The sequence below is a fragment of the Loktanella gaetbuli genome (assembly GCF_020531945.1).
Taxonomy (GTDB): domain Bacteria; phylum Pseudomonadota; class Alphaproteobacteria; order Rhodobacterales; family Rhodobacteraceae; genus Loktanella; species Loktanella gaetbuli.
Map to the genome: position 1 here is coordinate 61,677 of NZ_JAJATZ010000008.1, position 24,097 is coordinate 85,773.

Annotated in this window: 14 protein-coding genes; 7 read left to right on the forward strand and 7 right to left on the reverse strand. The window is 58.9% G+C overall.

Annotation, left to right across the window (positions count from 1 at the left end):
- Positions 1-8: 8 nt before the first annotated feature.
- The gene (locus LGQ03_RS14550) at positions 9-1,535 is read left to right on the forward strand and encodes an aldehyde dehydrogenase (NADP(+)) (protein WP_226748984.1); all 1,527 of its coding nucleotides are present in this window, start codon (positions 9-11) and stop codon (positions 1,533-1,535) included.
- On the opposite strand, the gene LGQ03_RS14555 is transcribed toward LGQ03_RS14550, so the two are convergent.
- Positions 1,530-4,787 (reverse strand): ATP-binding protein, encoded by a 3,258-nt coding sequence (locus tag LGQ03_RS14555; RefSeq protein ID WP_226748985.1) that lies wholly within the window; start codon positions 4,785-4,787, stop codon positions 1,530-1,532. The two genes, LGQ03_RS14550 and LGQ03_RS14555, sit on opposite strands and share 6 nt — an antisense overlap.
- A gap of 6 nt (positions 4,788-4,793) precedes the next feature.
- The gene (locus tag LGQ03_RS14560) at positions 4,794-6,404 is read right to left on the reverse strand and encodes an FAD-binding oxidoreductase (protein WP_226748986.1); all 1,611 of its coding nucleotides are present in this window, start codon (positions 6,402-6,404) and stop codon (positions 4,794-4,796) included.
- A 137-nt stretch (positions 6,405-6,541) separates the two neighbouring features.
- Here LGQ03_RS14560 and LGQ03_RS14565 point away from each other — a divergent pair, with 137 nt between their 5' ends.
- Positions 6,542-7,246 carry a Crp/Fnr family transcriptional regulator gene (locus LGQ03_RS14565; protein WP_226748987.1) on the forward strand — a complete coding sequence of 235 codons (705 nt, stop codon included), beginning with the start codon at positions 6,542-6,544 and terminating at the stop codon, positions 7,244-7,246.
- Positions 7,247-7,562: 316 nt separating this feature from the next.
- Complete coding sequence (locus tag LGQ03_RS14570) at positions 7,563-8,288, forward strand: cyclic nucleotide-binding domain-containing protein (protein ID WP_226748988.1); 726 nt, start codon at positions 7,563-7,565, stop codon at positions 8,286-8,288.
- Between the two features lie 32 nt (positions 8,289-8,320).
- Here the strand turns inward: LGQ03_RS14570 and LGQ03_RS14575 are convergent, their stop codons facing one another.
- From LGQ03_RS14575 to LGQ03_RS14595, 5 genes are all read right to left on the reverse strand, one after another.
- Positions 8,321-8,779, reverse strand: a complete 459-nt coding sequence (locus LGQ03_RS14575) for a hypothetical protein (protein ID WP_226748989.1) — start codon at positions 8,777-8,779, stop codon at positions 8,321-8,323.
- Between the two features lie 170 nt (positions 8,780-8,949).
- On the reverse strand, positions 8,950-9,795 hold the full coding sequence (locus LGQ03_RS14580; RefSeq protein ID WP_226748990.1) for a CsgG/HfaB family protein: 846 nt from the start codon (positions 9,793-9,795) through the stop codon (positions 8,950-8,952).
- A gap of 26 nt (positions 9,796-9,821) precedes the next feature.
- On the reverse strand, positions 9,822-10,166 hold the full coding sequence (locus LGQ03_RS14585) for a curli assembly protein CsgF (protein ID WP_226748991.1): 345 nt from the start codon (positions 10,164-10,166) through the stop codon (positions 9,822-9,824).
- Positions 10,167-10,365: 199 nt separating this feature from the next.
- Positions 10,366-10,998: a hypothetical protein gene (locus LGQ03_RS14590; protein ID WP_143056807.1), complete on the reverse strand. Its 633-nt coding sequence runs from the start codon at positions 10,996-10,998 to the stop codon at positions 10,366-10,368.
- Positions 10,999-11,124: 126 nt separating this feature from the next.
- A complete protein-coding gene (locus tag LGQ03_RS14595; RefSeq protein ID WP_226748992.1) occupies positions 11,125-11,688 on the reverse strand; it encodes a hypothetical protein in 564 nt (187 codons plus the stop codon).
- A 951-nt stretch (positions 11,689-12,639) separates the two neighbouring features.
- Between LGQ03_RS14595 and LGQ03_RS14600 the strand changes: the two genes are divergently transcribed.
- The 4 genes from LGQ03_RS14600 to LGQ03_RS14615 are packed head-to-tail and all read left to right on the forward strand — an operon-like array spanning position 12,640 to position 23,789.
- Positions 12,640-13,068, forward strand: coding sequence for a Mov34/MPN/PAD-1 family protein (locus LGQ03_RS14600; RefSeq protein ID WP_226748993.1), 429 nt, complete (start codon positions 12,640-12,642; stop codon positions 13,066-13,068).
- Entirely contained in the window at positions 13,065-17,576 is a 4,512-nt protein-coding gene (locus tag LGQ03_RS14605; protein ID WP_226748994.1) for a hypothetical protein, read from the forward strand. The genes LGQ03_RS14600 and LGQ03_RS14605 overlap by 4 nt, the downstream gene beginning before the upstream one ends.
- The gene (locus LGQ03_RS14610) at positions 17,573-20,998 is read left to right on the forward strand and encodes a DUF6603 domain-containing protein (protein WP_226748995.1); all 3,426 of its coding nucleotides are present in this window, start codon (positions 17,573-17,575) and stop codon (positions 20,996-20,998) included. The genes LGQ03_RS14605 and LGQ03_RS14610 overlap by 4 nt, the downstream gene beginning before the upstream one ends.
- 1 nt (position 20,999) lies before the next feature.
- Positions 21,000-23,789 carry a hypothetical protein gene (locus LGQ03_RS14615; RefSeq protein WP_226748996.1) on the forward strand — a complete coding sequence of 930 codons (2,790 nt, stop codon included), beginning with the start codon at positions 21,000-21,002 and terminating at the stop codon, positions 23,787-23,789.
- Positions 23,790-24,097: the final 308 nt, after the last annotated feature.

Consider the following 24,097-nt stretch of genomic DNA (forward strand, 5'->3'; position numbering starts at 1 on the left):
GAAATCCGATGACATACGAACCACACGGCAAGCACCTGATCGCAGGCGAATGGGTGACCAGCGACGCGACCTTTACCTCGCAACCCGTGACGGGGGATGGCCAGACCTATGCCTCTGGCGGCAAGACCGAAGTTGACCGCGCGGTGCAGGCAGCGGAAGACGCATTCGTGACCTACGGCTGGACCACACGCGAGGACCGCGCCACGTTTCTGGAAACCATCGCCGACGAAATCGAGGCACGCGGCGCGGACATCACCCGTCTGGGCGTGTCCGAGACCGGCCTGCCAGAGGGCCGTTTGCAAGGTGAAAGGGGCCGCACCACGGGCCAGTTGCGCCTGTTTGCAGACCATATCCGCAAAGGTGCCTACCTTGACCGTCGCCATGATGCAGCATTGCCCGACCGCGCGCCCCTGCCCCGGCCTGACCTGAAAATGGTGCAGCGTCCCATCGGGCCTGTCGCCGTCTTTGGCGCATCGAACTTTCCGCTCGCGTTTTCGACAGCCGGCGGTGACACCGCATCGGCACTGGCAGCTGGTTGCCCGGTCGTGGTCAAGGGCCACCCCGCGCACCCCGCAACCGGTGAAATCGTGGCCGATGCGATCAAGGCAGCGATTGAAAAATGCGGCATGCCCGCAGGCACGTTTTCACTGATCCAGGGCACCAGCCACGAATTGGGCGGCGCATTGGTGCAGCATCCGCTGATCCAGGCCGTCGGATTTACCGGGTCGCTGGGTGCCGGTCGCGCGCTTTATGATCTGTGTGCCGCACGTCCCACGCCGATCCCGTTTTTCGGTGAGCTCGGTTCGATCAACCCGGTGTTCATCATGCCTGCGGCACTGTCTGCGCGTGCGTCTGATCTGGGCGCAGCCTGGGCCGGATCGCTGACCATGGGCGTGGGGCAGTTCTGCACCAACCCTGGCATCGTCGTGGCCCCTGCCGGCGCCGACCTCGACGCATTTTGCGCCGCTGCAACCGACGCGCTGACCGGGGCCGACGCCGCAGTCATGCTGACGGCAGGTATTGCCAGCGCTTACCGTAGCGGGGTGTCCAAGGTCGCCGCGGCCAGCGGTGTCGCGGAACTGGTGTCCGGCACGGGCGAAGGTCGCACCGCAACCCCTGCCGTCTACCGCGTCAGCGCAGAGGACTGGCTGGGCAACGAAGATCTGGCCGAAGAAGTCTTTGGCCCGCTGGGCATCGTCGTCACGACGACCGGACCCGAACAAATGCTGGAAGTCGCGCGCAGCCTGCAAGGGCAGTTGACAGTGACGCTACAGATGGACGACGGCGACACCGACATGGCGAAACCCTTTGTCCCCGTGCTGGAACGCAAGGCGGGTCGTTTGCTGGTCAATGGCTTCCCCACGGGGGTCGAGGTCGCGGACGCCATGGTGCACGGCGGCCCCTATCCTGCGTCCACCAACTTTGGCGCGACATCGGTTGGCACGCTGGCAATCCGCCGGTTCACGCGTCCGGTCAGCTATCAGAACATGCCCGACGCGCTGCTGCCCGCCGATTTCCAAGGTCAGGATTCATAGCAAGTCGGTCACTTCCGCGGCGATCGCTGCGCGGGTCGCAGCGATCTTGCGCTGAAACAGCACGACGCCCTGCTGGTCCGCGACGCCCTGCGCGCGGTCCAGAATGGCCCGCACCTGTTCGGGATCGCGGTTTTCGTGGTGGGCAATCAGACCGTCAATGCGACCGAATTCCGCCGATAGCCAGGTTTTCTGTTGCAGCAGCGTGGGGCCGGTCGCCTGAAAGCGTTTTCTGGCCTGTGGGATCAGCCCGGCCCTGACGCAGGCCTCGGCGTGCAAGGCCATGCAGAAATCGAGGAATACACCGATGTGGCCGATGCGTGAGATACTCGCATCGGCCAGGGCACACCCTTTATCCAGTTGGCCCTGCGACATCAGCGCGGTGCCCTGAAACAGATCCGCGTAGATTTCCCAAGTTTCCAACTGATGCGCCCGCGCGATGCGACGCAACTGGTCGGCGTGGACCTGCACCACCTCGTATTCATCAAGCAATAGCGGCAGAACGCAGCCCAAAAAGAACGTGCAGTGGCACAGATCATGGGCCTGCCCGCTGAGGTCTGACAGGTTTCTTGCCATATCCGACCAGTGCTGCGATTCCGCTCCGTCGCATGCCAAAACAGCCAGTTCGGCCAGACCGACCGCCGACATCGCCCCGTGATGCGAACTGCCGAACCTGTCCAGCCAAACGTCATGGGTGCCGGCGTCATAGGTTTCAAAGAACGCGCGCAGATGTCTGTCAGCCTCCTTGAGATTGCCGCAAAACAGATGCGAGGTGCCAAGACAGCGGTTGGCCAGCAGGTCGCCTGCCTCGCCGTTGTCCCGCGTCAGTTGCTCGATCTGGCGGGCTACCTCGAGCGAGGCGGAAAACTGACTGCTGGCACCGGCAAAGACCCATTTCGAAATCAGCAGCGGCAGCATCTGTCCCGTGCTCTTGAGTGCAGCGCCCAGCGCCTCGACCCGTGGCATTTCCGTGTGGACCGCGGCCGAGTTGAACCCGTAAGCCGACACGAGTGCGGCAACCAGATGGATACGCACCGCCAGTTCCGCCTCTTCGAGGTCCGTCCCGGCGGGGGCCTTGGCGCAGTCTTCGATGGCGCGGCGGAAATGGACGATCGCTTCGGAATAGGCGGATCGTCCGGCGGCAAGCGAACCAGCGCGGTCCCAGAATGTGACGGCACCTTCCAGATCACCACCGCAGGACAGATGGTGTGCCACGATCTGCGGCACCGTCGCGGCAAGTTCCGGAAAACGCCGTGTCATCGTGCGGGCGATCCGGGCATGCAGGTTGATCCGGTCGCGGCGCAGCAATGTCAGATAGGCCGCATCCTTGAGCAGCATGTGACGAAATCCGACTGCCGGACCGAACGGGCTGTGACCGCGGCGCAGGACACCCGCCTCGATCAGGCTGGACACCCCGCGCAACACCTCTGATTTTGGCAGGTCGGACACGTCAATCAGCAGATCGACGGGAAATTCGCTGCCGATCACCGCCGACAGCTGTGCCAGTTCGCGCCCGGTCTCCAACCGGTCCAAGCGTGACAGGAGTGAGTCTGCCAGCGTCGCCGGAAGCGGATGGTCGGCGGCACCCGGATGATCTGCCGCACGATCCAGGGCAAAGCGCGTCAGTTCTTCGGCAAAAACCGGGCTGCCGTCACAGCGGATTGCAATTTCCGCGATCTGATCGTCGCTCAGTGACACATGTGGTGCATTGGCGCGTGCGATGGCGCGCACCAGTTCATTGAAATCCGCGGGTGGCAGCCGGTCCAAAACCAGCACCTGCGCGCGGGCCTGTTCGCACCATTGCGGCACCTCGCCCGTGCGCATGGTCGCCAGCAGATGGGCCGCCAGGCCGTCGAGCCTGGTTGCGACCCGCGACAGCACTTCGATGGTAGAGGCGTCGATCCATTGCATGTCTTCGAGGATGATCGTGCCTGCCTGTTGGGCCATTGCACACAACAGATCGGTCAACATCGTGATCTGCGCATTGCGCTGTTCCAGCGCACGGCGTGCATTGACCTGGTCATGCGCAGGAGAGCCCAACACATCCGACAGCAAGGCGACCTGTTCGGGATCCGTCATTCCGAATTGGGCCAGAAAATCAGCGACTGGCAGGTGCGGCCTGTCCGAAGTCGGTTCAGTCAGGCGAATGATGGATCGCCGGATCGGATGAAACGGCGTACCGCGATGGTAGGGTGTGCATTGCATGAACAGGCGCAGGGCCGATGGTCTGCGCATCTTGTCCAGCAGTTCGCGGGCCAGCCGGGATTTCCCCATGCCCGCGTCCCCCATGATCAGTGATACTTGGCCCTGACCAGCGGCTGCGCGCCCGGCTGTTTCCATCAGTTGCGCCATTTCCGACGCGCGACCGACGAAACCGGTCGCCGGGGCCTTTGATCGCAGGGCGTCAAACCGGCTGTCCGCCTCGGCGTGATCGATCGCACGCCATGCCTGAACGCCGCCCGCGATGCCCTTGAGCGTCAGCAGGCCGAAATCCTCGAAACGAAAGAGGTCACCCAACCGGTCGCGGGTTGCCTGCGACACCAACACCGTATCCGGAGCCGCCGCCGCCTGCAGCCGGGCCGCAAGGTTCGGAATTTCACCGACGATCGTATCGTCGATCTGGATCTGATCGCCGTCGGGATTCTGACCGTTCACGATGGTCAGCCCGGTCGCGATGCCGATGCGCACCCGCGCCCTGCGATCATCTGCCCGGTCGTTGCGCGCAATTCGCTGGATGATGTCCAGTGCCGCAGCAACGGCGTTTTCGGCGGAATGGTCCTGCGCCCGGGCCAGCCCAAAGAACACCACGATTCCATCACCCAGAAACCGGGCCACATGGCCGTCATAGGGCACCAGCGCATCCGAAATGATCTGCCTGAACCGTGCAATCAGATCGCGATATTCCTCGGGGTCGACCAGCGTCGAAAGCCGCGTGGACCCGACCAGATCACAGAACATCGCAGTGATGATGCGCTGTTCGGCACCGTCGCCAAGCTCGACTGCCTTCGCCGTATCGGGCAAGGGGTGGTTGCTGGCCCCGGTCGTGCGTGTGGGGGCGTCGCACATCGCCTTGGCCGCGGACAGCAATCTGCGACGGTGACCGATTGACCTGACGCCGATTTCGGTCAGGTCCTCGGCCGTCAGTTCAGGCACGATGTCCAGCGTGACATCCTGATCCGCAAAAGCCTGCGCATATTGCCCCAGACCCAGTTGATCGAGCCAGTGAACCAGTGGATCTGCGGTTTCGGAGGTCATGGAATCCTAATGAAGCGTTGCGGTCACGGGGCGTTGCAGGGCGGCGATCACACTGGGGGGCACGCCGGGATCCTTGACCGGGGCATTGGTCGGGTCGGCCCAGATCTGCTGCGGAAAGGCAAAGGCGTTGTCGGGGTCGTATTTCGCCTTGACCGCCTGCAGCACGGGATAAGCCGCGCCCCAGAACCGTTCGATGAACGCGGGGTCAGCGGCACTGGGATAGTTTTGATAGGATTCCCCGTTCGACAGCGGCGCGACCGCCGCATTCCAGTCCGCCAGAAAGGTTTCGCATGTCTCTCGGTCGGCGTTCAGAAGCCAATAGACATCCATGACCATGTTCAGCGACACGTCACGGTGGATGAAAGCGGTGTCGTAAGTGCCCACGCTGGTGATCGCACCACTGTAAAGTTCGCCATATCCGTAGGCCATGTTGTTGGGCGCACTGGCAAAGAGCGCAAAGAGGCTTTCCCATTCCTGCGCGGACAGATTGCGTGCGATGTAGCTGCTCGATTTGTCCTCGAATGGCATCTGATCCAGCACCGGCATCCCTTGGGGATAGTTCAGCAGCTTGTCGTTGAGGCTGCGGAAAGATCCTTGTGCGATCCACTGCGTGATGCACCCCGGCATGGCGGCAATGGCGGCGAATGTCTGTGTCACGGCACCTGGGTCCTGATCCGACATGCCCCGGATCATGAAATAGGGGCTCAACGGCGTGCCGGCTGGTGGCGGGGGCTGCATGGGGTCGATGTGGTTCTGAAAACACAAGGAGGTCTGCACCGTCATGTGCGTGTCAGTGACCCCGGGCCCGGAAAACCCCGCTTGCAGCACCGCCATCGCCGCCGCAGCGTTGCTGATGCCCGCGGCACTGGTCAGGGGCCAGGCATAGGCAAAGCCGGTCATCTGACCCACAGGTCGCACCTTCAGGTCGACAGACAACAAGATGCCGAAATTGCCGCCAGTGCCGCCACGCAGTGCCCAGAACAGGTCCGCATTGGTCTGCGCGTCGGCGCGGATGATCGTGCCGTCGGCCAGCATCACCCGAAACCCCACGGCGTTGTCGCAGTTCAAACCATACATGCCAGAGGTAAACCCGTAGCCGCCGCCTTGCACGAAACCGCCGATGCAGACATCGGGACATTCGCCGCCCGGCACATTCAACCCCTTTGAATCAAGGTCTTGGAACAGCTGGCCAAAGTTCACCCCGGTCCCGACGGTAATCTGCGTGCCCGATGGATCATAGACGATCTGGTTCAGCGCAGAGACATCGATCAACATGCCGTTGGTCGTGGAATATCCCGCGGTCGAATGCCCGCCGGACCGCAGGCAGAAACCCAGTGGCATTTGCCGTGCCAGCGCGAGCGCGATGCCGACATCCGCCTCTGTCTGGCATTTGACGATGACGCCGGGATAGGCATTGAACATCGGATTGAAGATCTGCCGCGCCTGATCGTAGGTTGGATCGCCTTTGAAGATGATATTGCCCGACAGACTGGCCTGCGCCTGTTTCAGTTGGTCGCGCGTCAGGCCAAGGCCCTTGAACTCTGCATCGGGGACTGCGTGCCATGCGGCAAAAGTCTCTGCATCTGCGATACGTTTGGATGAAAAATTTGCAGGCATGAAAAATCCTTTGGTGAAATAAGGCGTCCTTTAAATTGCGACTCGCGCAAGCGTGATGACATGTTAACCTATTGATCATCATTTTGAAAAAATTCGGCACCGATGATGTGCGTCCCCTGTCTGAAAGCGTTGAGACCATGACCGCAAGTTCAAGGATTGAAACGCAAGAGGCGCTCGATCTGGCGGCCAGCGATCTGTTTTCCGGCATCGCTGACGATGATTTGCAGGGTATCGCGGACAGGATGACGGTGATGACCGTGCCAAAGGGTCGCCTGATCATGCAGCACGGGGATCTGGCAACCGACGTTTTCTTTGTCCTGTCGGGCACGGTGATCGGGCAGCTTGTCGCGCAAAGCGGACGGCAGATATTATTCACGGAATTCGACGCCGGCGCGCATTTCGGCGAAATGGCCGCGCTGGACGGTGCCGCCCGGTCGATCACGATTTCGGCCAGTTCCGATTGCCGGATCGCGCGTTTGACAAAGGCCGATTTCACCGAGCTGATGATGACCTTTCCCCGGATCGCGATCAATTTGGCGCGCGAACTGGGCAAACGCCTGCGCAGCATGAATGACCGTCTGTTCGGTTTGGTGATGCATGACGTTGAAACGCGGGTGGTCATCCGCATCATGCAACTGGCGCAGGATCAGGAACAATTGGTGCAGGGCGGCACCATCACCGATGTACCGACCCACGAGGCGCTGGCCAGCTTTGTCGGATCCAACCGTGAGGCCGTAAGCCGGTCCGTTGCGCGACTGGCAAAATCGGGGGTCATCGCGACGGACCGCGGGCGTATCAGCATCCGTGACCTCGACCGGCTGATGGATGCCGCCGATCCCTAGATCCTGTGCCGCAGCGCACATCACGCGATCCCTTGACCTGTCAGGGTCTCGACATCTCCTGATACCTCTGGCGGTGGGGGCCTGACCGGCCTTCACCGCATTTTTTGCCCCGCATGAATAATTGCCGCCGCGCGGGCGATCCCGGCGGCGACAATCAAAGTACTGAAATAATTTGGTCATTGAATGCGATCTTGGTACATGGCCCGCCGAAACGGTTCTGTGTCCCAAGGCACAGGATGTCATTTTCGTTGCCAGTCTGGGCGCAAGATCGTCAATCCGGGCAGGTCAAAGCAGTTTTATTTTGATGCATGGCGCGATGCGGTTCTATACCGACAGGGTTACGTCCAGAACGGGTGGCGCGGTGGATATCTCTTACCTCTTTACGGCCGGCATTTTCGTGCAGATTGCGCTATTGTTCTACGTGTTGGGCCTGCTGGTGCGGAACGAACTGCTGCTGCGCGGTCTGCTGCTGATCGGCACGATGTTCTACATCTTGTATTACTATTTTGTTTCGGATGTCCCGCTGTGGGATGCCATATTCGCCAGCGCGATGATCGGCCTTGCGAATGTCATCATGATACTGGTCATCCTGCGCGAAAAATCCACGCTGGGCATGTCGGACGACATGCTGGCCCTGTACGGCACATTCACGACCCTCAACCCTGGCCAATTTCGCAAGATCATGCGGCACGCGGATTGGATTACGGCCCCCGAGGACCTGCCGATCTGCACCAGGGGTGTTCGGTCGGACTATCTGTATCTGGTGTCAAAGGGGCAGGTGATCCTGCGCGACGACGGGCGGAACGTGGCGGTCGGCAGCGGCAATTTCATCGGGGAAATTTCGTTTCTGCTGGACTGCCCGGCGACCGCCGACGTCATCGCAATGCAGGGAACAGAGCTGGTCCGGTGGGATCGCCAGAAACTGATGTCGTTGATGCATAAATCAGTGCGGCTGTCGAATGCGATCGGCGCGTTGTTCAACGCGGACATCGCGCGCAAACTCTCGGTGAGTTGGCCCAAGGACCAGGCACACCGAGAGTGATGCGCGCATGACAGGCGGGCGCGCGGCCCGGCCTAGTTCTGGATGATGAGTGCGCGGTTGCGCGAACCGAATTGACTGATTCCCGCGGTTGCGTTGGAACTGGCCTGAATGACGGCCGCGCGGTTCATGGTGCCGCCGGTCTGCGTGATCGTGGCCATGTGCCCCATGCCTGTTTGCTGGATCATCGCCGCATGCAGCCCGCCTTGTGTGATGGATGCACTGTGGTTGGTGCCGTTCTGTGCAACGTTTGCATAGGGCCGGGCATCTGCAACGGCAGGCAGCAGGCTGTCGTCGAAACCTACCGCGATCCCTGTGCGGTCAGGCATCACCGCCGGAAGCGAGGCCTGAATGCTGGCCACGGTAATCTGCTGGGAAACGGGTGCGGTGGTGCTGACGCGCAGGTCACCGACCTGTGCCACGAAAGCGTCCTGTGCGGCCAGAAATTGCGGAAACAACGACATGCCGACAGCGAAAATAACTGCTTTTTTCATGAATATAGCCTCGTCCTGAAAATGGGACAGAGGCCGCGCGGTCCGGCTGCGCGACATGGCCCAAAGGTGAAAAACCTGCGCAGCATGGGCTGCACAGGTCAGGGCTAGTCATGAAAGACAGTTATATTGTGGCGCGCATTGGGTCATTGCTGGGCGCGCGCCACCCTCTTTTAGCGAAGCGCGAAACGCTGTTCTTCGAGCCGCTTGAAGGAATTCAGGATCTCTTGACCTTGCTGCGGATTGGCAAACGCCCATTCGCCCGACTCGACGCCGTCCAGGATCAGGGACAGGACACCCAGCTCCAACGCCTCCTTCACGGCAAAGATTTCGGGTTCGTTGCGGGAATAACCGCTCTCGATTTCCAGAAACTTGTCGACAGAGGTGAACTGGAACAATCCGTTGCGCACCAGCGCGGAATACACCGTTTTTGTCGTTGTGGTCGACGCCAGCACCCGTCCGTTCGATACGCTGACAGCGCGCATCGACACCGTGACGACATCGCGCCGGTATTCGACCGATGACCCGATCCCGAGAAAGCTGGCCCCGACGCCACCGGTGATGTCGTTGCTGTCGTATCCGACGATGGCCCCTTCGATCAGGGTGCCGGCGAACCGCAGCGGCGGCAATGTCGAAACACCCTGGTACGCATTCTGGGTCTGTTCGATGATCTGGCGTTCACGCAGCAAGTTGTCGACGCCCGTGCGTTCCGAGATCGCGAACCAGCGTCCGTTCCCGACATCCGACAGGACGTCGACCAGCAGATGTGCGCCACCCTGTGTCACGGCCCGTGACAGGCTGGCAAAATCCTCGACCGGTTCGTTCGCGCCCGACAGGTCGGGGAATGCGTAAACCGCGACGTCGATCGGGCGACGGGGGGGCGGCAGGTTTTCAACCGTAAAGCCGGTTCTGGTCATGGGCGCCAGCTCGGCCGGTTGGGTCATCACGTCTGCAACAGGCGGAAGCGTATTACATCCAGCCAGCACGAGGCAGACTGCAATCATTGGTGCGATGCGCATCTTGATACTCTTTTTCTGCTCGGTTCTTACTGGCCGGGGATCGTGTTGGTCACATCACCGGGCGAAGGCACGCTGTTGCTGATCGGAATGATGATCGTCGGCCCGCCGATGTTGCCACCCGTGACGGCTGGTGCCCCACCGATCCCACCGGTTGGCGCGCCTTCGAGCGAATCGCGATTGGTCGCCGACTGCTGCGCCTGCGCGACGCCGAACAGAAAAACACCGTTGTTCGGATTTCCACCAAAGCTGGGGCTAAGGAAATTGAAATTCCGATCCTCGGAAAAAGAAACGCTTGGTATGGCGGCCGCAATTACTGCGGCAAAGGCCATTTTTAATGCCATGTTCATAATAAATCTCTTCTTGAAAATCAAAAATATGACCCACTTGAAACCAAGAAACAAAATTAAGATAGGGCCTCATTTCACAAAAAATTATGAAGTGTCGTTATCGCAACGAAATTTTACCTTCGATCATTATAGTACATTCACAAAAATCCGGCTCTCGCCGGAATTTCGGTGGAAATGGCTGCACTATTGTATTTTCAGCGGCGCTGTCGCCGATGAAATTGGGTTAGCCCGACAGCCGCAAAACGGTTGTTGCCGTGCCCGGCTGGATCATCAGCGTGCCGGCTGCGTCACGCATGATGCGAACGTTGACCGGATCTTGTCCCATGGACTGATTGACACGCACCGCCAGGGGATCCGCAGCGGCAGAACGTGCGGTCATGCCATCGATCAACGCGACGTTGCTGTTCAGTCCGGCACCGTTCTGGGTGACGTAGGTTTCGGTGTGATTGCCGTCGACCTGAACACGCGAGGCATTCGCGAAACCGAATTGCAATGTCGCAACCCTGTTGAAATTCCCTAACACGATGGCCTGCGCCACATGGTTGCGCCCTGACTGGAACGTGCCGGTGATATTCTTGCGTCCTTGGGTCATTGACAGGTTCTGGTTGGATTGCCCGACCTGAACCGACGCCAACTGGTTGTCGCGACCGCCCAGCGTCATCTGGACTGACGTATTCCGGTTTCCGATCTGCGCGATGACCGATGACGATTGCCCCGTCAGATCAAGGTTGGCACCTCGGTTCGCATCACCGACCTGTGCGACAAAGGCATCCTGAGCAAGAGAAGGCGCAGCACTCAGAAGCAGAAAGACACAGATCGCGGCGGGGTGGTTAAAGGTTTTGGTGATGGAAAACATGTCCAATCCCAATGCGTTATAAATAAAATAAAAACGTGAAAATGGTATCGGTGGCCCGTCTGGCCCACCGATCTCTTGAAGTTTTCGGCGCAGGGTCGAAAAGCGACCGAGGCTATCGAAAACGTATCAGTTCGAGTTTACGGAGACGGAACCGAAACCGCTGACAGTCGCCATTCCGCCCGGAACCGGGTTCGGAATGGACGTCAAGGCCAGCATCGGCATCGCGAGGGTCGGCGACCCCGTTGCGACGGCGTTGCCGCCTTCTTCGATCCAGTTGATAGCGACGTTGTCGTCACCATACTGAAGCGTCTGCGCGGTAAAGTCGTCGGCGCTGCCGTTCGCCATCACGTTGATCGCCATGTTGTTGCTGGCGACGTTGTTGCCTGTTTCCTCGGTCTGCAGGATCAACGACGCGTTCGACGAACGGGTCGTTTCCTGGTAGGTAAAGGCATTGTTGTCAGCGCCACGCTGCAACTGGACAGCCGTGTTGTCACCCTGCGGACCCAGGAATCCAAAGAACCCTCCAGGCACATTGTTGACCTGTTGCACGACAGCCAGATTGCCGCCGCCCAGGGAAGTCTGGATGTTTGCGGCAGCGTTGTCATCGCCAAGCTGTGTGATGAAAGCATCCTGTGCAAAAGCGCCGGACGCAATGATCGTGGCTGCGGTAGCCAAGAATAGAGTTTTCATGTCAAAGTCCTATCAAAAAGTTTTCGCAAGATAAGGCCCCTCGAAAAAAATGAGGGTCGCCATTGGTTAAAGAAGCAGTTCTTTTCCCGACTTGCACAAACATGTTAACACGACGGCCTCTTTGTTGACACATTTTTCACAAATTTTGCAACTACCTGAAAGATATAGGTATTTAATTCTGTTACACACGCTTAACGTGTCTTTTAGCCTCGCCACTACACCTTTGGGGTTATTCAATTTGGTAGAGGGACCCGTATTCGACAGATGATTCTCTCGTAGCTTGGAAACAAAGACAGTTTTCCACATTTGACCGCAGACGCATCCCGCGAAAACCCCACTATCTGGTTCAGATATTGTTTGAAAGCTGTGCGCGCCCGACGCACGAATTGACCCTGGCGGCCACTGAAATCAGTAATTTCACAAACCGCATGAAACAGCGCCCACTCATTCAAATGGGCGCTGTCGATGTAGTGGGATAGACTCATGCGCCGTCGGTGCATCGCGCCAGACTTCGGCTTCTACGCATCACAGGTGCCGCCTGACATACCGTGCCTGCGGCAAAGGTCGTCATCGACTGGCATATTGACGATAAGTGCAAGGTTGGGAAACCGCCCCGGGGACCGTCGGATTGAACCAAGTGAGCTCCGGCGTCCAAACGGTTTTCAATCAGAACGACATCGATTTCGCCCCGAGCGCAACTCTTCAGGCATTGGGCTATCTTTCGAATACCCGAGGCAGACCAATGGAAAGGGGGCGCATTAATCATGCTGACGTATCTGGGTGCACAGGACGCCAAAGCAAACGGTTCGGGCGGTCCACGACCTGGCACCTTCCGTGCAAACACGCGGCGCACGTAGGGCGACTTGGGGTTCCCGGTCGCCAAGAGTGTTGATTTATACGGTCTGCACGATAAGATAGGCCTTATTTTTTCGATTACAAGTCAGAACAATTATGAACGCCACGGTTTCATTTACAAAAAATGCTTATGACGACCTTTTGTCAGACTGCCGATTGCATAACAGGGTCGAGCGCGTCGGGCTGTTGATTGGACAGGCCAGCCACGTGTCGGTGATATTGCCCCGGGCAAACCATTGGCGCGGTCGAATGGGCGACGGATTTACGATGACACGGGCTGACCTGAAATCGGGCCACGATTTTGCCGTAGCGGCAGGGTTGGTCGTTCTGGGCCGATATCATACGCATCTGCATCACCCGCCGCTGCCTTCTCGGCTGGACCGGCTGTCGCTGCCCCCGGGCTGGATGGAGGTGATTGCGCGCATCGACGCCCCACCGGATCGGCGCAACGTCACTGAGGTCAGGGCCTATCGGAACGGCAGCCCATGCGCGATAACTGTCCGCGAGGAGTGTATCGCGTCATGAGCAATGGCGGTCCGATTCTCAATCCGCTGTTTCCGGCGAATTCGGTCCTGACCGCTCTGTCCCCCGCACCCTGGCCCTCGGAACCTGATACCCCTCCGGGCTGGGCTCAGGGCATGCTCGTCACGGCCACTGTGATGGCTATTTGCGATCATGTGATCCGCAGCCTTTCGTTTTGCGGTTTCCAACCGACTTTCGCGCACTTCACACCGACCAATGTGCCCGGCAGCGCGCGCGAATGGATCAGCGTCGATTTGGGCAGTCGGACCACGCAGACCACAGCCGATGATACGGTTGGTCTGCGCCAGGCGGCAAATACCGGCCCGCTTGTATTGATCGAGATGACACCTTTTGCCTCGAACAGCGGTGGACATCACGGGTTGAACATCACCGGATCCGGCGCAGGCTGGGTTGCCGGATATGACGAAGCTTCCGGAAAGTGGACTGTGGAACTTGTGGCAGGCAGCGGAACGGACGGCACGTTTCCTGCGGCTTTGTCCGCGATCATGCCGGGGCGTCAGGGCGTTCTTGGCGCGATGGAAACCGCATTGGCCGCCCAAGTCCATGGCACGGAATATGCGGGGCTCTTTTGGTTGTTGGATCCGACCGAATGGTTTGGAACGCATAAACCTCCCGCGGGCACCGATCCGTTCACCGCGCAGATCTTCGATATTGCAGATCGGATTTTTCCTCATGCGCCCGGCAGCTCGGAAGAAACTGCGCCTTTACCGTCACAAAGCAACACCGATGCCCGGACAGCCTTACTGGGGAGACAGTTCAACGATTCCATGTCCATCGTGGCCGAGTTTGACGCAAACCCGATTGCAAAATCCTATTGGAAATACAGCGAAAAAGGGTTGGACCAGCACCTTGCTGAGCTGACGGCAACAGAAGATGCCATGCTGCGCAACCTGGCAGAGGCTGCGGCCTCGGTCAGCTGGTTCGACCTTGTCTGTCTGCTATTGCATTGTGGTCTGATCAACCCGCCGCGGTTGCTGGCTTCGTCTCGTTTGTCGGCGATCCCTGAACTGTTCACCGATCCACCCGAAACGACCGAGCCGATGTCGGTCGAGGTGTTCAACACTTCTGTGGGCAGTCCCGGCCAGCAAACTTTGGTGTTTCGCATCGACGACGTGATTGTTGCAACGCTGATCCAGAACAGCCGCGGCGACAACGGCAACGGTCGCAAGGCCCCCTACATTCTGGACAATGTAGGCTGGGAGTATCTGGGCATCGTTGGTCCCGGCGAAACCCACGGCATTGCTCTGACCGTTGGCCGCGCTGTGCGGATTGAAACGGTCGAAGATGGTCCGATACCTTGTGCGTTCGACATCGTTTGGACCCAGATGCCCGAGTGTATTCCCCGCCCTGTCAACGCCCCTCTGAACCTGACACGCGCTGCAATCAAAGCGGATATGACCACCGCCCAGAAAGCAATCTTTGATAAGGACTACGCTGACGTTCAGACTGAAGATATCACGCTGAACGACGCCCAGACCCTTGCACATCTCAATGACATGCGTCCCGCTGTCTTTGAAGCGGATCTGGATCCAGATCTGCAGGCGATGGGCTTTAATCCCGAAAGCCCCCCGATGCTTGTGCACACGCCCTTGGGCAACGGGGGGGTGAAATTCGAATGGTTCAACCCCAAGGACGAAAAGACCAGTCAGGATATGACCGGCCAAGGCAAGGCCCCACCCGCTGAACCGCTTTTCACGGTGATCCTGAAGCCCAAGAACCCTAAATCAGGCGATTTCGCTTATAGCTTCAACATCGATTACATCGAAGCTGGGCCGAAAAACCCTTCCAACACTCCACCCCCGGTTCCATGGATGCATTTGGGCCTTTTCATGCTGTTGTCGATGACAACGGCAGACCGATTGCCAGTGATCTGTATTGTCAGTTTCCGATTGTGGTTCAGCGGCGACGTGGACATGGAAGTGCATAACCACATCACCACCCGCGTCAGCATCGTGCCTGAACTGATCCGCTTTGACGATCCGCTGGATCTGCCTCCTGCAGGCGATGTGCTGCCGATCAGGGCCTATGACCTGCCCTATCTGTCCAGATTGCCTGACGACAGTACCGAGTATGCCGCAAATTTCTATTGGAGAATGGCAGACAGCGATCAGAACTTGCTCCCACCGTGGGACGACACGCAGATAGACGGGGCATTCACGGCCCGGCCCATCGGTGTGGCTGATGAATTCCAGGTTGGCGATCTGTTCCCGGTTATTGACATCGCCGACTGGGTCGGAACAACGCGGCTGGATACCTATGGTGCGTATCTGATCAACTCGCATGAGGTTGAACGCTGGCGCCTTGCCAACCCGGCGTTGGCGAACGACGTCGATACCGGCGCATTACAGATCATCGAGGGCAAGGTGACGATCCAGGATCCGACATGGTTCTGGATCACGCTCACGGTCGATGTGGTGCTTGGCTTCACACCGATCGGCGACGCGGTCGATGTCTTCGATTTCTTTTATGCCTGCTATTACCACGAAGACAAATGGGGACGCCCGGTTTCAACCGCTGAAATTGTTTTTATGGGTGGGGTGGCCCTGTGCCCATTCGTATCCAGTGGCATGGCAAAGGCAGGGGTCTTGGGCGCTGGCGCGACTGCGGGCGGCACGACGTGGTATTTCTTTTCTGAAGATATGAGCGGCGGATTGCCACCTGTTCAAAGTCTTGGCGATGCCATGCCTCCCATGCGGGTTGTTGGCAACAACGCAGAAGAAGTCGCCGCGCTGGAGGCGATCGCGCAGCGCACCTCGGCCTTTCGGGATCTGTCGCCACGCCAACAGGCGGACCTGCTGGAAGAACTGAAGAACATCGAAGGCATGAGCGCGATGGTCTTGCGCCTTGCCGAAACCTTGGGCAACGGGATTGGCGCAGGGTTTCTGAAATTGGATGACCTGCTGGATGAGGCGGGAGAGTTTAAATTCCTTGAACTTCGTCTGGCCTATAATTTCTGGGCCGAAAACACCAAATTAGCCGACAAATCGGTCGAGGCGTTTCTGCGCAGCCGGAAGTTCACAAAGGGCCGCTTGCGCCGTGTGCTCGAGACGTTCGGCGGACCGAAAATGATCGGAAAAACGCTGGGTCGCACGGTGCAAGCAGGTTCGAGTCAGATGCGAGCAAGATGGCCGAGGCTGGCACATTTGACCTTTGAGGGCGCGACGAAGATTTCGCCCGCCGATCTTGTGACCGCGTTGCGCGGTCCAGGACGCGCCACCGCGCTTGCAGCAGATCTAGAGCCGGAACACGCAGCCTTTGTCTTGCGCTATGCGGAGCGACTGGATGCGTTTCTCGCGCGCACCGGCGACGCGGATCTGGACCTGGCGCTTGACGCGGAACTGGCCAAGATCGTCGGCGACAAGCATCGGTCGGTAGAGGAGGTCATCACCGTCATGGCTCATCTGATGGAGCTGGCCGAAGACGCCTGCCATAAAGCCGAACGCACATTGGATTCTATAGATGACGTGCAAGAGCTGCGTCCCATTCTGAACGAACTGATGCAAGCAGGCGTCACGCGTTCAGGGCATCAAAATGGCGCTGTGTTCGAGTTTTTCGGCAGTGCATATCGGGTCGCAAACGATGCCGGTATAGTTGCTTTCAAACTTCAGGTACGGTTTGACGACGATCTTCTGGGTCCCGACCTTATCGAGTTCCTCGAGGACGGATACCGGATCGTACAGTACAAATCCCTCTCGGATCTGGCCCGGGAGGTGGGGAAAGGGGCTTATCAAGACAACATGTTCCAATTCATCAAGGACATGGCGCGACTGGCTAACAACGAAGAACCATGGCGGTTGGGGGCCGATTTTGTTCCAGATGGTGCCCCTAACGCGTTCAATGGAGAGTACCTGTCCATCATTGATTTCGACCAGTTCCGCAAAGCCGGACAACACGGCCTGGAGGAGATGTGGCGACTGGCCGGGGACGAAGTATTCGTGACCCTGGACGAGTTTCCAGCATCCATGACACCCTTCATCATGGCTGTCGGCGACCAGCTCGACCAAGCGGTGGATGCCACCGGGAAAACGTTTCGCATCACAAAACTAGACGATTACCAAGAATTGGTTGAACGGTCTGGCGATGACACACTCAACGAACTTTGGCGGTACGTTTCTGGAGATCAGGCTAACGACATGGAAACGGTGCTCGAGAACATGGAAACGCTGGAAGACCTGAAAAGATTTCTTCAGGTTCCGAGCAATTTCCGCGGGCGATCGATCATGCGCAAGTTTGTGAAAATGGCCCTTCCCAAGGGCCAAACCGTCGATGCCATGGAACTGATGGCCGAAAACGGCGCACAGCGCGTGTTTGATGCCTTGGGATTGCAGGACGGTTGGATGAACCCGGCAAAAGCGGCCTTTCGAGAGGCTCAGGAAGCCGCATTACGCGCTCGGGGGGCGGATGATGCGGACATTGCCGAACACGGGCTCCAAGAATTTAGCGTCTTGGTCACTGTTCAGGCCTTGGGTCGAGAGATTTTAGACCTATGATCGCCTACACGCTCCAACGCCTTTTCGCGCCTCTAACGCTTGCGGTGACCAATCGGGACCGGGCGATGGTACTGCTGCGCGATCTGGATTGGACCCTGGATGATCAGTTCGATCTCGACGCACTTGCGCCCTTGTCGGCGGTGCACGTCGCGCTGACGCAACTGTCAGATCTCATCACCGACTACGAGGACGGCCAGACCGAGATTGGCTATGTCATCGAACAGGCCGTTCTCAGCGGTCAGGCAATCTATGGCGCGATTGATGCACTGCGCGATTTGACAGATGGCGACGCGGGTCTTGCAGGGCTGGCGGCCCCGGCGCATACGGCCAAATTCTGGGAAGATCTGGCAGTGGATCTGCCTGAATACCTGATCCTGACCTATCTTGAGACCTACATTCCCATCCTTCACGCTGCGATGGATTTCGGCGGTGTGATCGGGTCAAAGCCGCGCGATGATGGCCGCCCGCCGCGCCGCACGATCCTTTGGGATAAGCTGGGCGATTTGTTCACCGATCCTGCAGGCCAGATCGCAGAGACCTATAACTGGGGCGGCCCGCTGGAACATGCGTTGCTGATGGCACGGCTTCGCAGATTACTGCGCGCGGCTGGGTTGCAGATGAACCGCTACGCCCTGCCCGATGCGATTGTCGCCGATCGCTTTGCAGGCACGCCCCCGGCAGGAGCGACGGCCATCGGCGCACCCATTTTGTCATCGATACACGCCAAGGCCGGTGGTACCAGCACCGCGCGACTTGACGGAATTTTGATGCCTGTCCCGGCATCGGGCTCGGATCCGACGGGTGTGCTGTTGACGCTGCAGGCCCTTGGCGACGCGGCGATCAACCTTGCGCTGAATGACGACTGGAGCGTGACAACCACGGCCGCTGTGGACGCAAGCGGTCTGATCGGGCTTGAACTGCAACCCACGGGCCTGTCGATCCCGGCGGGTCAGCCGAATGCGAATGTCGAAATTGCCCTGTCCGCACTGCCGCAGACCCCGTTCGCGCTAATCGGCAACCCGGATGCGACGCGTATTGAATTGGCCCGTTTTTCTGCCGCCGCGCGTGCCGACATTTCGGCCGGGACACCCAGTTTCGCGGTCGAGGCGCTGCTTGACGGGCTTTCGCTCGTCATCGCCGCCGGGGATGGCGACAGCTTTTTGAGCGACATTCTGGGAAATGTCGAATTTGCCATTCCGCTTGAGCTGTCGATGCTCTGGACCAATCAGGACGGCCTGCGCCTGACCGGTGGCGCGGGCATCGAGGTGGAAATTCCAATTAACCGTAAAATCGGACCGCTGGAGGTGTTCTGGATCCGCCTCGGAGCTGCGGCCAGCACGTCAGGCGCCGAAATTTCTGCGGCAACGGCAGGGTCACTGACCCTTGGCCCCTTCACTGCCGTGATTGAAGAAGTCGGCTTTAAGCTGGAAGTTCAGCAAAATGATCGCTTGGCGCGGGGTGATGCGGGTGCGCTGACCGTTCTGCCCGGTTTCAAACCCCCGATTGGTGTTGGTTTGGACTTGCGCTCTCCGGTTGTATCTGGCGGCGGTTTTTTGCGCATTCAACCTGATGAAGGACGCTATGATGGCATCGTCAATCTCAAGCTTCTGGGATTGGAAATCACCGCGATCACACTGATTGCTACGCGCCTGCCCAGCGGTGATGAGGGCTGGTCGATGTACCTTTCCTTAACGCTTGAGCTGCAAACGGGTTTACAGCTTGGTTTCGGGTTGAAACTGACCGGGTTGGGCGGTCTTACCGGGATCAACCGCAGTATTGATATCGAGGCGCTAGGCAATGGTGTCCGGTCTGGATCCCTTGATGCGATCCTGTTCCCGGACGATCCTGTGGGCAACGCCCCGATGATCCTGGCGGCACTGGACGAAATCTTTCCGCCCGCGCAGGGGCAGTTTGTCTTTGGGCCGATGCTGCAGATGAGCTGGGGAACGCCGACCGTTGTGACATTGGAATTGGGCCTTGCGATCCAAATGCCCAGCCCCACGACCATCTCTCTCCTAGGCTCGATGCATGTGAAAATCGGGTTTGCGGGGTACGACATTATCTCAATCAAGGTCGATACTGCCGGTACCCTTTGGCCGACCGAAGGGCGGTTGGCCATCGACAGTTCGATCACCGAAGGAATTATTGGGCCCGTCAGTCTTGCCGGTGACATGGCTGTGCGCGCGGATGTGGGAAGCAGTCAACCCAGTTTCCTAGTCTCGCACGGGGGATATCACCCGCATTTCACTCCGCCGGAGGGCTTTCCGACGCTGGCGCGGATGTCCGTCAAGATCTTTGATGAAGACAAATTGCGCGTGGGCGTAGAGGCCTATTTTTCTGTCAGCTCCAACAGCCTTCAATTCGGAGTTGCCGCGTTTTTCTTCGCCAAGGCCGTCGGGCTTTCCGCCGAAGGGCGGTTTGAGTTTGACACGCTGATCCTCATGCGACCGTTTGGCTTGACGGCGTCTTTGGGCTTCCAGATCACCGTGAGCGCCGGATCAATGGAGTTGCTGACGGTCCGATTGCGCGGCACTTTGAAAGGGCCAAGTCCGTGGTTTGTTAGCGGATATGCAGAATTCAGGGCGCTTGGGGCGAAGAAGAAATTCAACGTCGAACTGACTGTCGGGCGCGCGGCATCAAACGGTCCGCATGCCATTGCGAACGTATTCGAAGAAGTGCGATCTGCTCTGCAACAAAGTGGCGCCTGGAACAGCGTATTGGCCGACGCCGCGCTGTCATCAGCTGTCCAGACAGATGTGCCAGAGGGAGAGCTGAGCGTACATCCCGCAGGCAAGGTCTCTTTGTCGCAAGGGATCGCGCCCATTGGTCTGACGTTGGAGAAATTCGGCGATGCGCAAGTGGACGAGGATAACAATTACCTGGAACTGACTAACGCTCGTCTCGGCGGCGCAACTGCTGTCACGGATCCGATGGTGGAGTGGTTCTCGCCCGGCAAATTCTTTGACCTGGTCGAAGACGAGCTGGTCAGTGCCCCGTCCTTTGAGGAATTGGACGCGGGCGTGGCCCTTGGCGAAGCTGCGCCCAGATTTGCAGAACCCGATCCTTATGATCTTGTTTATGAATCCAAGCGTGTCGATCCGGACATCGAAAAGATGCTTGCGCAGCGCGCATCCGGCCGTTCAGGCGCAGACAGAGGACGCCGCGGCGGCGTGCTCCCGCATCTGGGCCGGTTTGTGAATCCTGATCTATCGCTGAGCCTTAGGCCGAAGGGTGCCACCCCCTCCCCCCACTTTGGCGTAAGCACGTTTGCGATGGCGGTCGCCGATCCGGCCGCACCCTCTTCCGCACCGCAGCTTACGAAAAGCTGGTCCAAAGCAGCAGAGGCGCAGCGTGCCGCCCGCGCATCCGGTCAATCCCGCATTATTCTTCCGGCCTACGAGCTGGACCTGATGGAGCCCTGACATGACCCAAAGCGGCAGGCTGTTCTTTTTGTCACATATGCAGCGCGGCATCGGCCAACACCGCGATGAGACGGGTCAGATCACTGCCTCGGCAACGCTAAAGGCGGGACCAAACAGCGCCGATATTCAGTCCAGCCTGAAGGTTATGGGACCAGAGGCCGTCACCGGCATTGCCAAAACCCAGATTTTGCGACGCGTCCCCGATCCGGGCAGCCGCGATATGGAACCAAACCTGTTCGCGTCAATCGAATTTGCCCTGCCAGATCTGCCATGGCTGTTTTCGCCTGACCCCGTAGATATTGACGGCCATTTGCGGCCTTGGGTGGTTTTGGCCGTTGTTGAAGCGCAAACCGGCGTGGTGTTGCGGGAAAGCGTTGCGGGGAAAAATCTTCCAATCCTCGAAATCCGAGAACCTATCGAGATTACCCAAGAATTGCCCGATCTGAGCGAAAGTTGGGCCTGGGCGCATATCCAATGCGAGGCTGATCTGGACACCGATAATGCACGAAAGGCATTCAGTGATACGCCCGAGCTCTTTCGGTCGCGACTTGTCTGCCCCCGCCGCCTGAAGCCCTTCACCGATTATATAGCCTGCCTTGTTCCGGCTACGCTGGGTGGTGTTCAAAAAGGGCTTGGGCTTGGTCTCGGATCGACACCGCATGCGGATGCTTGGGGGCCCGCGACAACACGGATCGACCTGCCGGTTTACGATCACTGGACGTTTCGAACCACGGCGCGCGGTGATTTCGAAGATCTGGTGCGAAAACTGGCACCCGTTGAACTATCGGCAGGGTCCGTGCCGCTGGATCTGTCTGCACCCGGCGATCCCCGCCTGCCACAGGGCGGCGAAGACCAGGTGACGTTCCAGGGGGCGCTGGTTGGCACATCAGCAGACATCGCTCCCTGGGATCGAAATCACAGGGCTGAATACCAAAAGCGCATGTCCGAGATCCTGCGCACACATCGTCCCGCGCGCAGCGGTGGCACGGGCTATAATGCGTTGCGCGATGATCCCGTGGTCGCGCCACCCATCTGGGGATCCTACAAGACGGGCGCCACGACCGCCCCAGAACCGCCCTTCGACGCGCCCGCACAGGACGTCACCTGGGACGCGCAACTAAACTATTCCCCGGCGGAGCGCGCGGCAGCCGGGTTGGGTGCCGAGGCCGTTCGTCGCCATCAGGAAGAGTTGATGACCGAAGCTTGGCGCCAAGCAGAGGGCCTGCGCGAGGTCAATCGTGTTTTTCGTCAAACCCGTCTGTCTGCTGAAACCGGCAAAGCGCTGAAGACCGGCAAGATCGATAAACTGACTGCCGCCGATCAGCTGAGCCTTGCCGCGCCCGCCCGCACCCGCATTCCAACAGATGTGCCAGGCCAATCGCTGGATATGGCCCTGAGGCTTTCGCCTTCTCCAGATGCATTGTTCGGCAGTGCAATCGCACGTCTGACACGCAAGTCAGGACCAATTGGTAAACGTTTGTCTGGAGCGGCCCCTGTCCAGCCCGCGGTTCTGGAACAGTTCGCGCAAGACCCTGTGACCGCTTTATCATTTGCTGAATTCACGGTTCCCGCACAGATGAGCGATCAGGACCAGTTAAGGCAATTTCCGGCACCGTCTACGTCGAAAGGCTTACGTGACGTGCCGGAAACACGACCCTCCCCGCGCCTGAGAACTTTGAAATGGCGTTCCGCGTCCGCCTTGCGCAACACCAGACAAATACCCGCGCGGCAACTCGTTAAGATAACCAGCAGCCGTGCATCGCTGGCCCAGCGCGTCGTTGCATCAGGCCAGACGATTACAAGCGCGGCTAGAAGCGCAACAATGGGCTTTGATCCCGTGCCGGTTCTGTCCGCGCGCCTGAAGGCCAAGCTGAACGTACCTGACGGGCTACTCGTCCCGAATGCAATCCCATCTAAACACCTCATCGCACCCGAATTTGACATGCCTGGCTATACTCTCCTACGTGAAATCAGCCCAGATGCTGTCATGCCGGGCGTGTCTGATGTGCCGCTGAATTCCGTCGGCTTGGCGCAGGTCAACGCACGCTTCGTCGAAAGCTGGCTTGTGGGCGCCAATTCAGAAATGACGCGCGAGTTTCTGTGGCGTGAATACCCTGCCCTGTTATCGGCCACCTATTTTCGCAGATTTTGGGACACGCCCGGTGGCGAGGCGGATATCGAGCCGATCTCGGAATGGGGCATAAGCCCTTTGGGATCCAATCAGATCGGAGCTGGTTTGGACAACACCCTTGTCTTGTTGATCAAAGGTGAGGTTCTGGCGCGTTTCCCAAATCTGCGGATCTATGCAACTCAGGCGATGTGGGATGATCGGAACTTCCGTTTCGATCCCGCCGAATTGGGCATTCCACCCAATACCAAAGATCCGCTTTTTGGTGGTTGGCTGACAAAATCCACGGCTTTCTTTGCGTTTGATATAGGTCTGAGGGAGGCACGCGGGACACTTGAGATGATGGGCCCCGATCCGGGGTGGTTCTTTGTCTTCGAGCAGCCACCCGAAGGTCTGCAATTCGGCCTTGATGTTCCCGACCGCGAACAGCCGGGTCCACCCGACTATTGGTCAAACCTGCATTGGGGCCATGCATTGGATGACCCAAGTGGCCAAGGGCAAGACACTCATGTTTCCATCGCGCGCGGCGTCGGTGCAACGGAGTTGCGATCCAAACAAGACGGGTTCCTGGAAACCTGGGGTAGGTCGGCATCTGCGCAGGCTCGGATCACACTGCAACCCCCGGCGCGGGTCTTGATGCACGCCAGTGCAATGCTGCCATGAGGTTCCAATGAAGCGTCCCCGTTCAAAACCAAATGCCCCCAAGCGCAGGCCGTTAAAGAAGCCTGGCAAACTCGTGCGTCCAACACAGGCACAAAAGCCAAGCATCAAGCCGAAAACGAAAACCCAGGCGAACCCAGAGCCCGGTCAGGCTTCCAAGCCAAAGCCTGAAGCCAAACGAAAGCCCACACCCGGGCTCAAACCTAGGCGGAGAGCAAACGACGGACAGAAACCCGAGTTGACACCAAAGCCTCGGAGGAAACCGACACCAACGCCTCCGCCACGACCCAAGCCGAAACCCGGCCTGTTCC

Excerpts from the sequence above, each read along its gene's own strand:
- LGQ03_RS14550 (WP_226748984.1), top strand. The coding sequence starts at position 9 with ATGACATACGAACCACACGGCAAGCACCTGATCGCAGGCGAATGGGTG.
- LGQ03_RS14555 (WP_226748985.1), bottom strand. The coding sequence starts at position 4,787 with ATGACCTCCGAAACCGCAGATCCACTGGTTCACTGGCTCGATCAACTG.
- LGQ03_RS14560 (WP_226748986.1), bottom strand. The coding sequence starts at position 6,404 with ATGCCTGCAAATTTTTCATCCAAACGTATCGCAGATGCAGAGACTTTT.
- LGQ03_RS14565 (WP_226748987.1), top strand. The coding sequence starts at position 6,542 with ATGACCGCAAGTTCAAGGATTGAAACGCAAGAGGCGCTCGATCTGGCG.
- LGQ03_RS14570 (WP_226748988.1), top strand. The coding sequence starts at position 7,563 with ATGCGGTTCTATACCGACAGGGTTACGTCCAGAACGGGTGGCGCGGTG.
- LGQ03_RS14575 (WP_226748989.1), bottom strand. The coding sequence starts at position 8,779 with ATGAAAAAAGCAGTTATTTTCGCTGTCGGCATGTCGTTGTTTCCGCAA.
- LGQ03_RS14580 (WP_226748990.1), bottom strand. The coding sequence starts at position 9,795 with ATGCGCATCGCACCAATGATTGCAGTCTGCCTCGTGCTGGCTGGATGT.
- LGQ03_RS14590 (WP_143056807.1), bottom strand. The coding sequence starts at position 10,998 with ATGTTTTCCATCACCAAAACCTTTAACCACCCCGCCGCGATCTGTGTC.
- LGQ03_RS14595 (WP_226748992.1), bottom strand. The coding sequence starts at position 11,688 with ATGAAAACTCTATTCTTGGCTACCGCAGCCACGATCATTGCGTCCGGC.
- LGQ03_RS14600 (WP_226748993.1), top strand. The coding sequence starts at position 12,640 with ATGAACGCCACGGTTTCATTTACAAAAAATGCTTATGACGACCTTTTG.
- LGQ03_RS14605 (WP_226748994.1), top strand. The coding sequence starts at position 13,065 with ATGAGCAATGGCGGTCCGATTCTCAATCCGCTGTTTCCGGCGAATTCG.
- LGQ03_RS14610 (WP_226748995.1), top strand. The coding sequence starts at position 17,573 with ATGATCGCCTACACGCTCCAACGCCTTTTCGCGCCTCTAACGCTTGCG.
- LGQ03_RS14615 (WP_226748996.1), top strand. The coding sequence starts at position 21,000 with ATGACCCAAAGCGGCAGGCTGTTCTTTTTGTCACATATGCAGCGCGGC.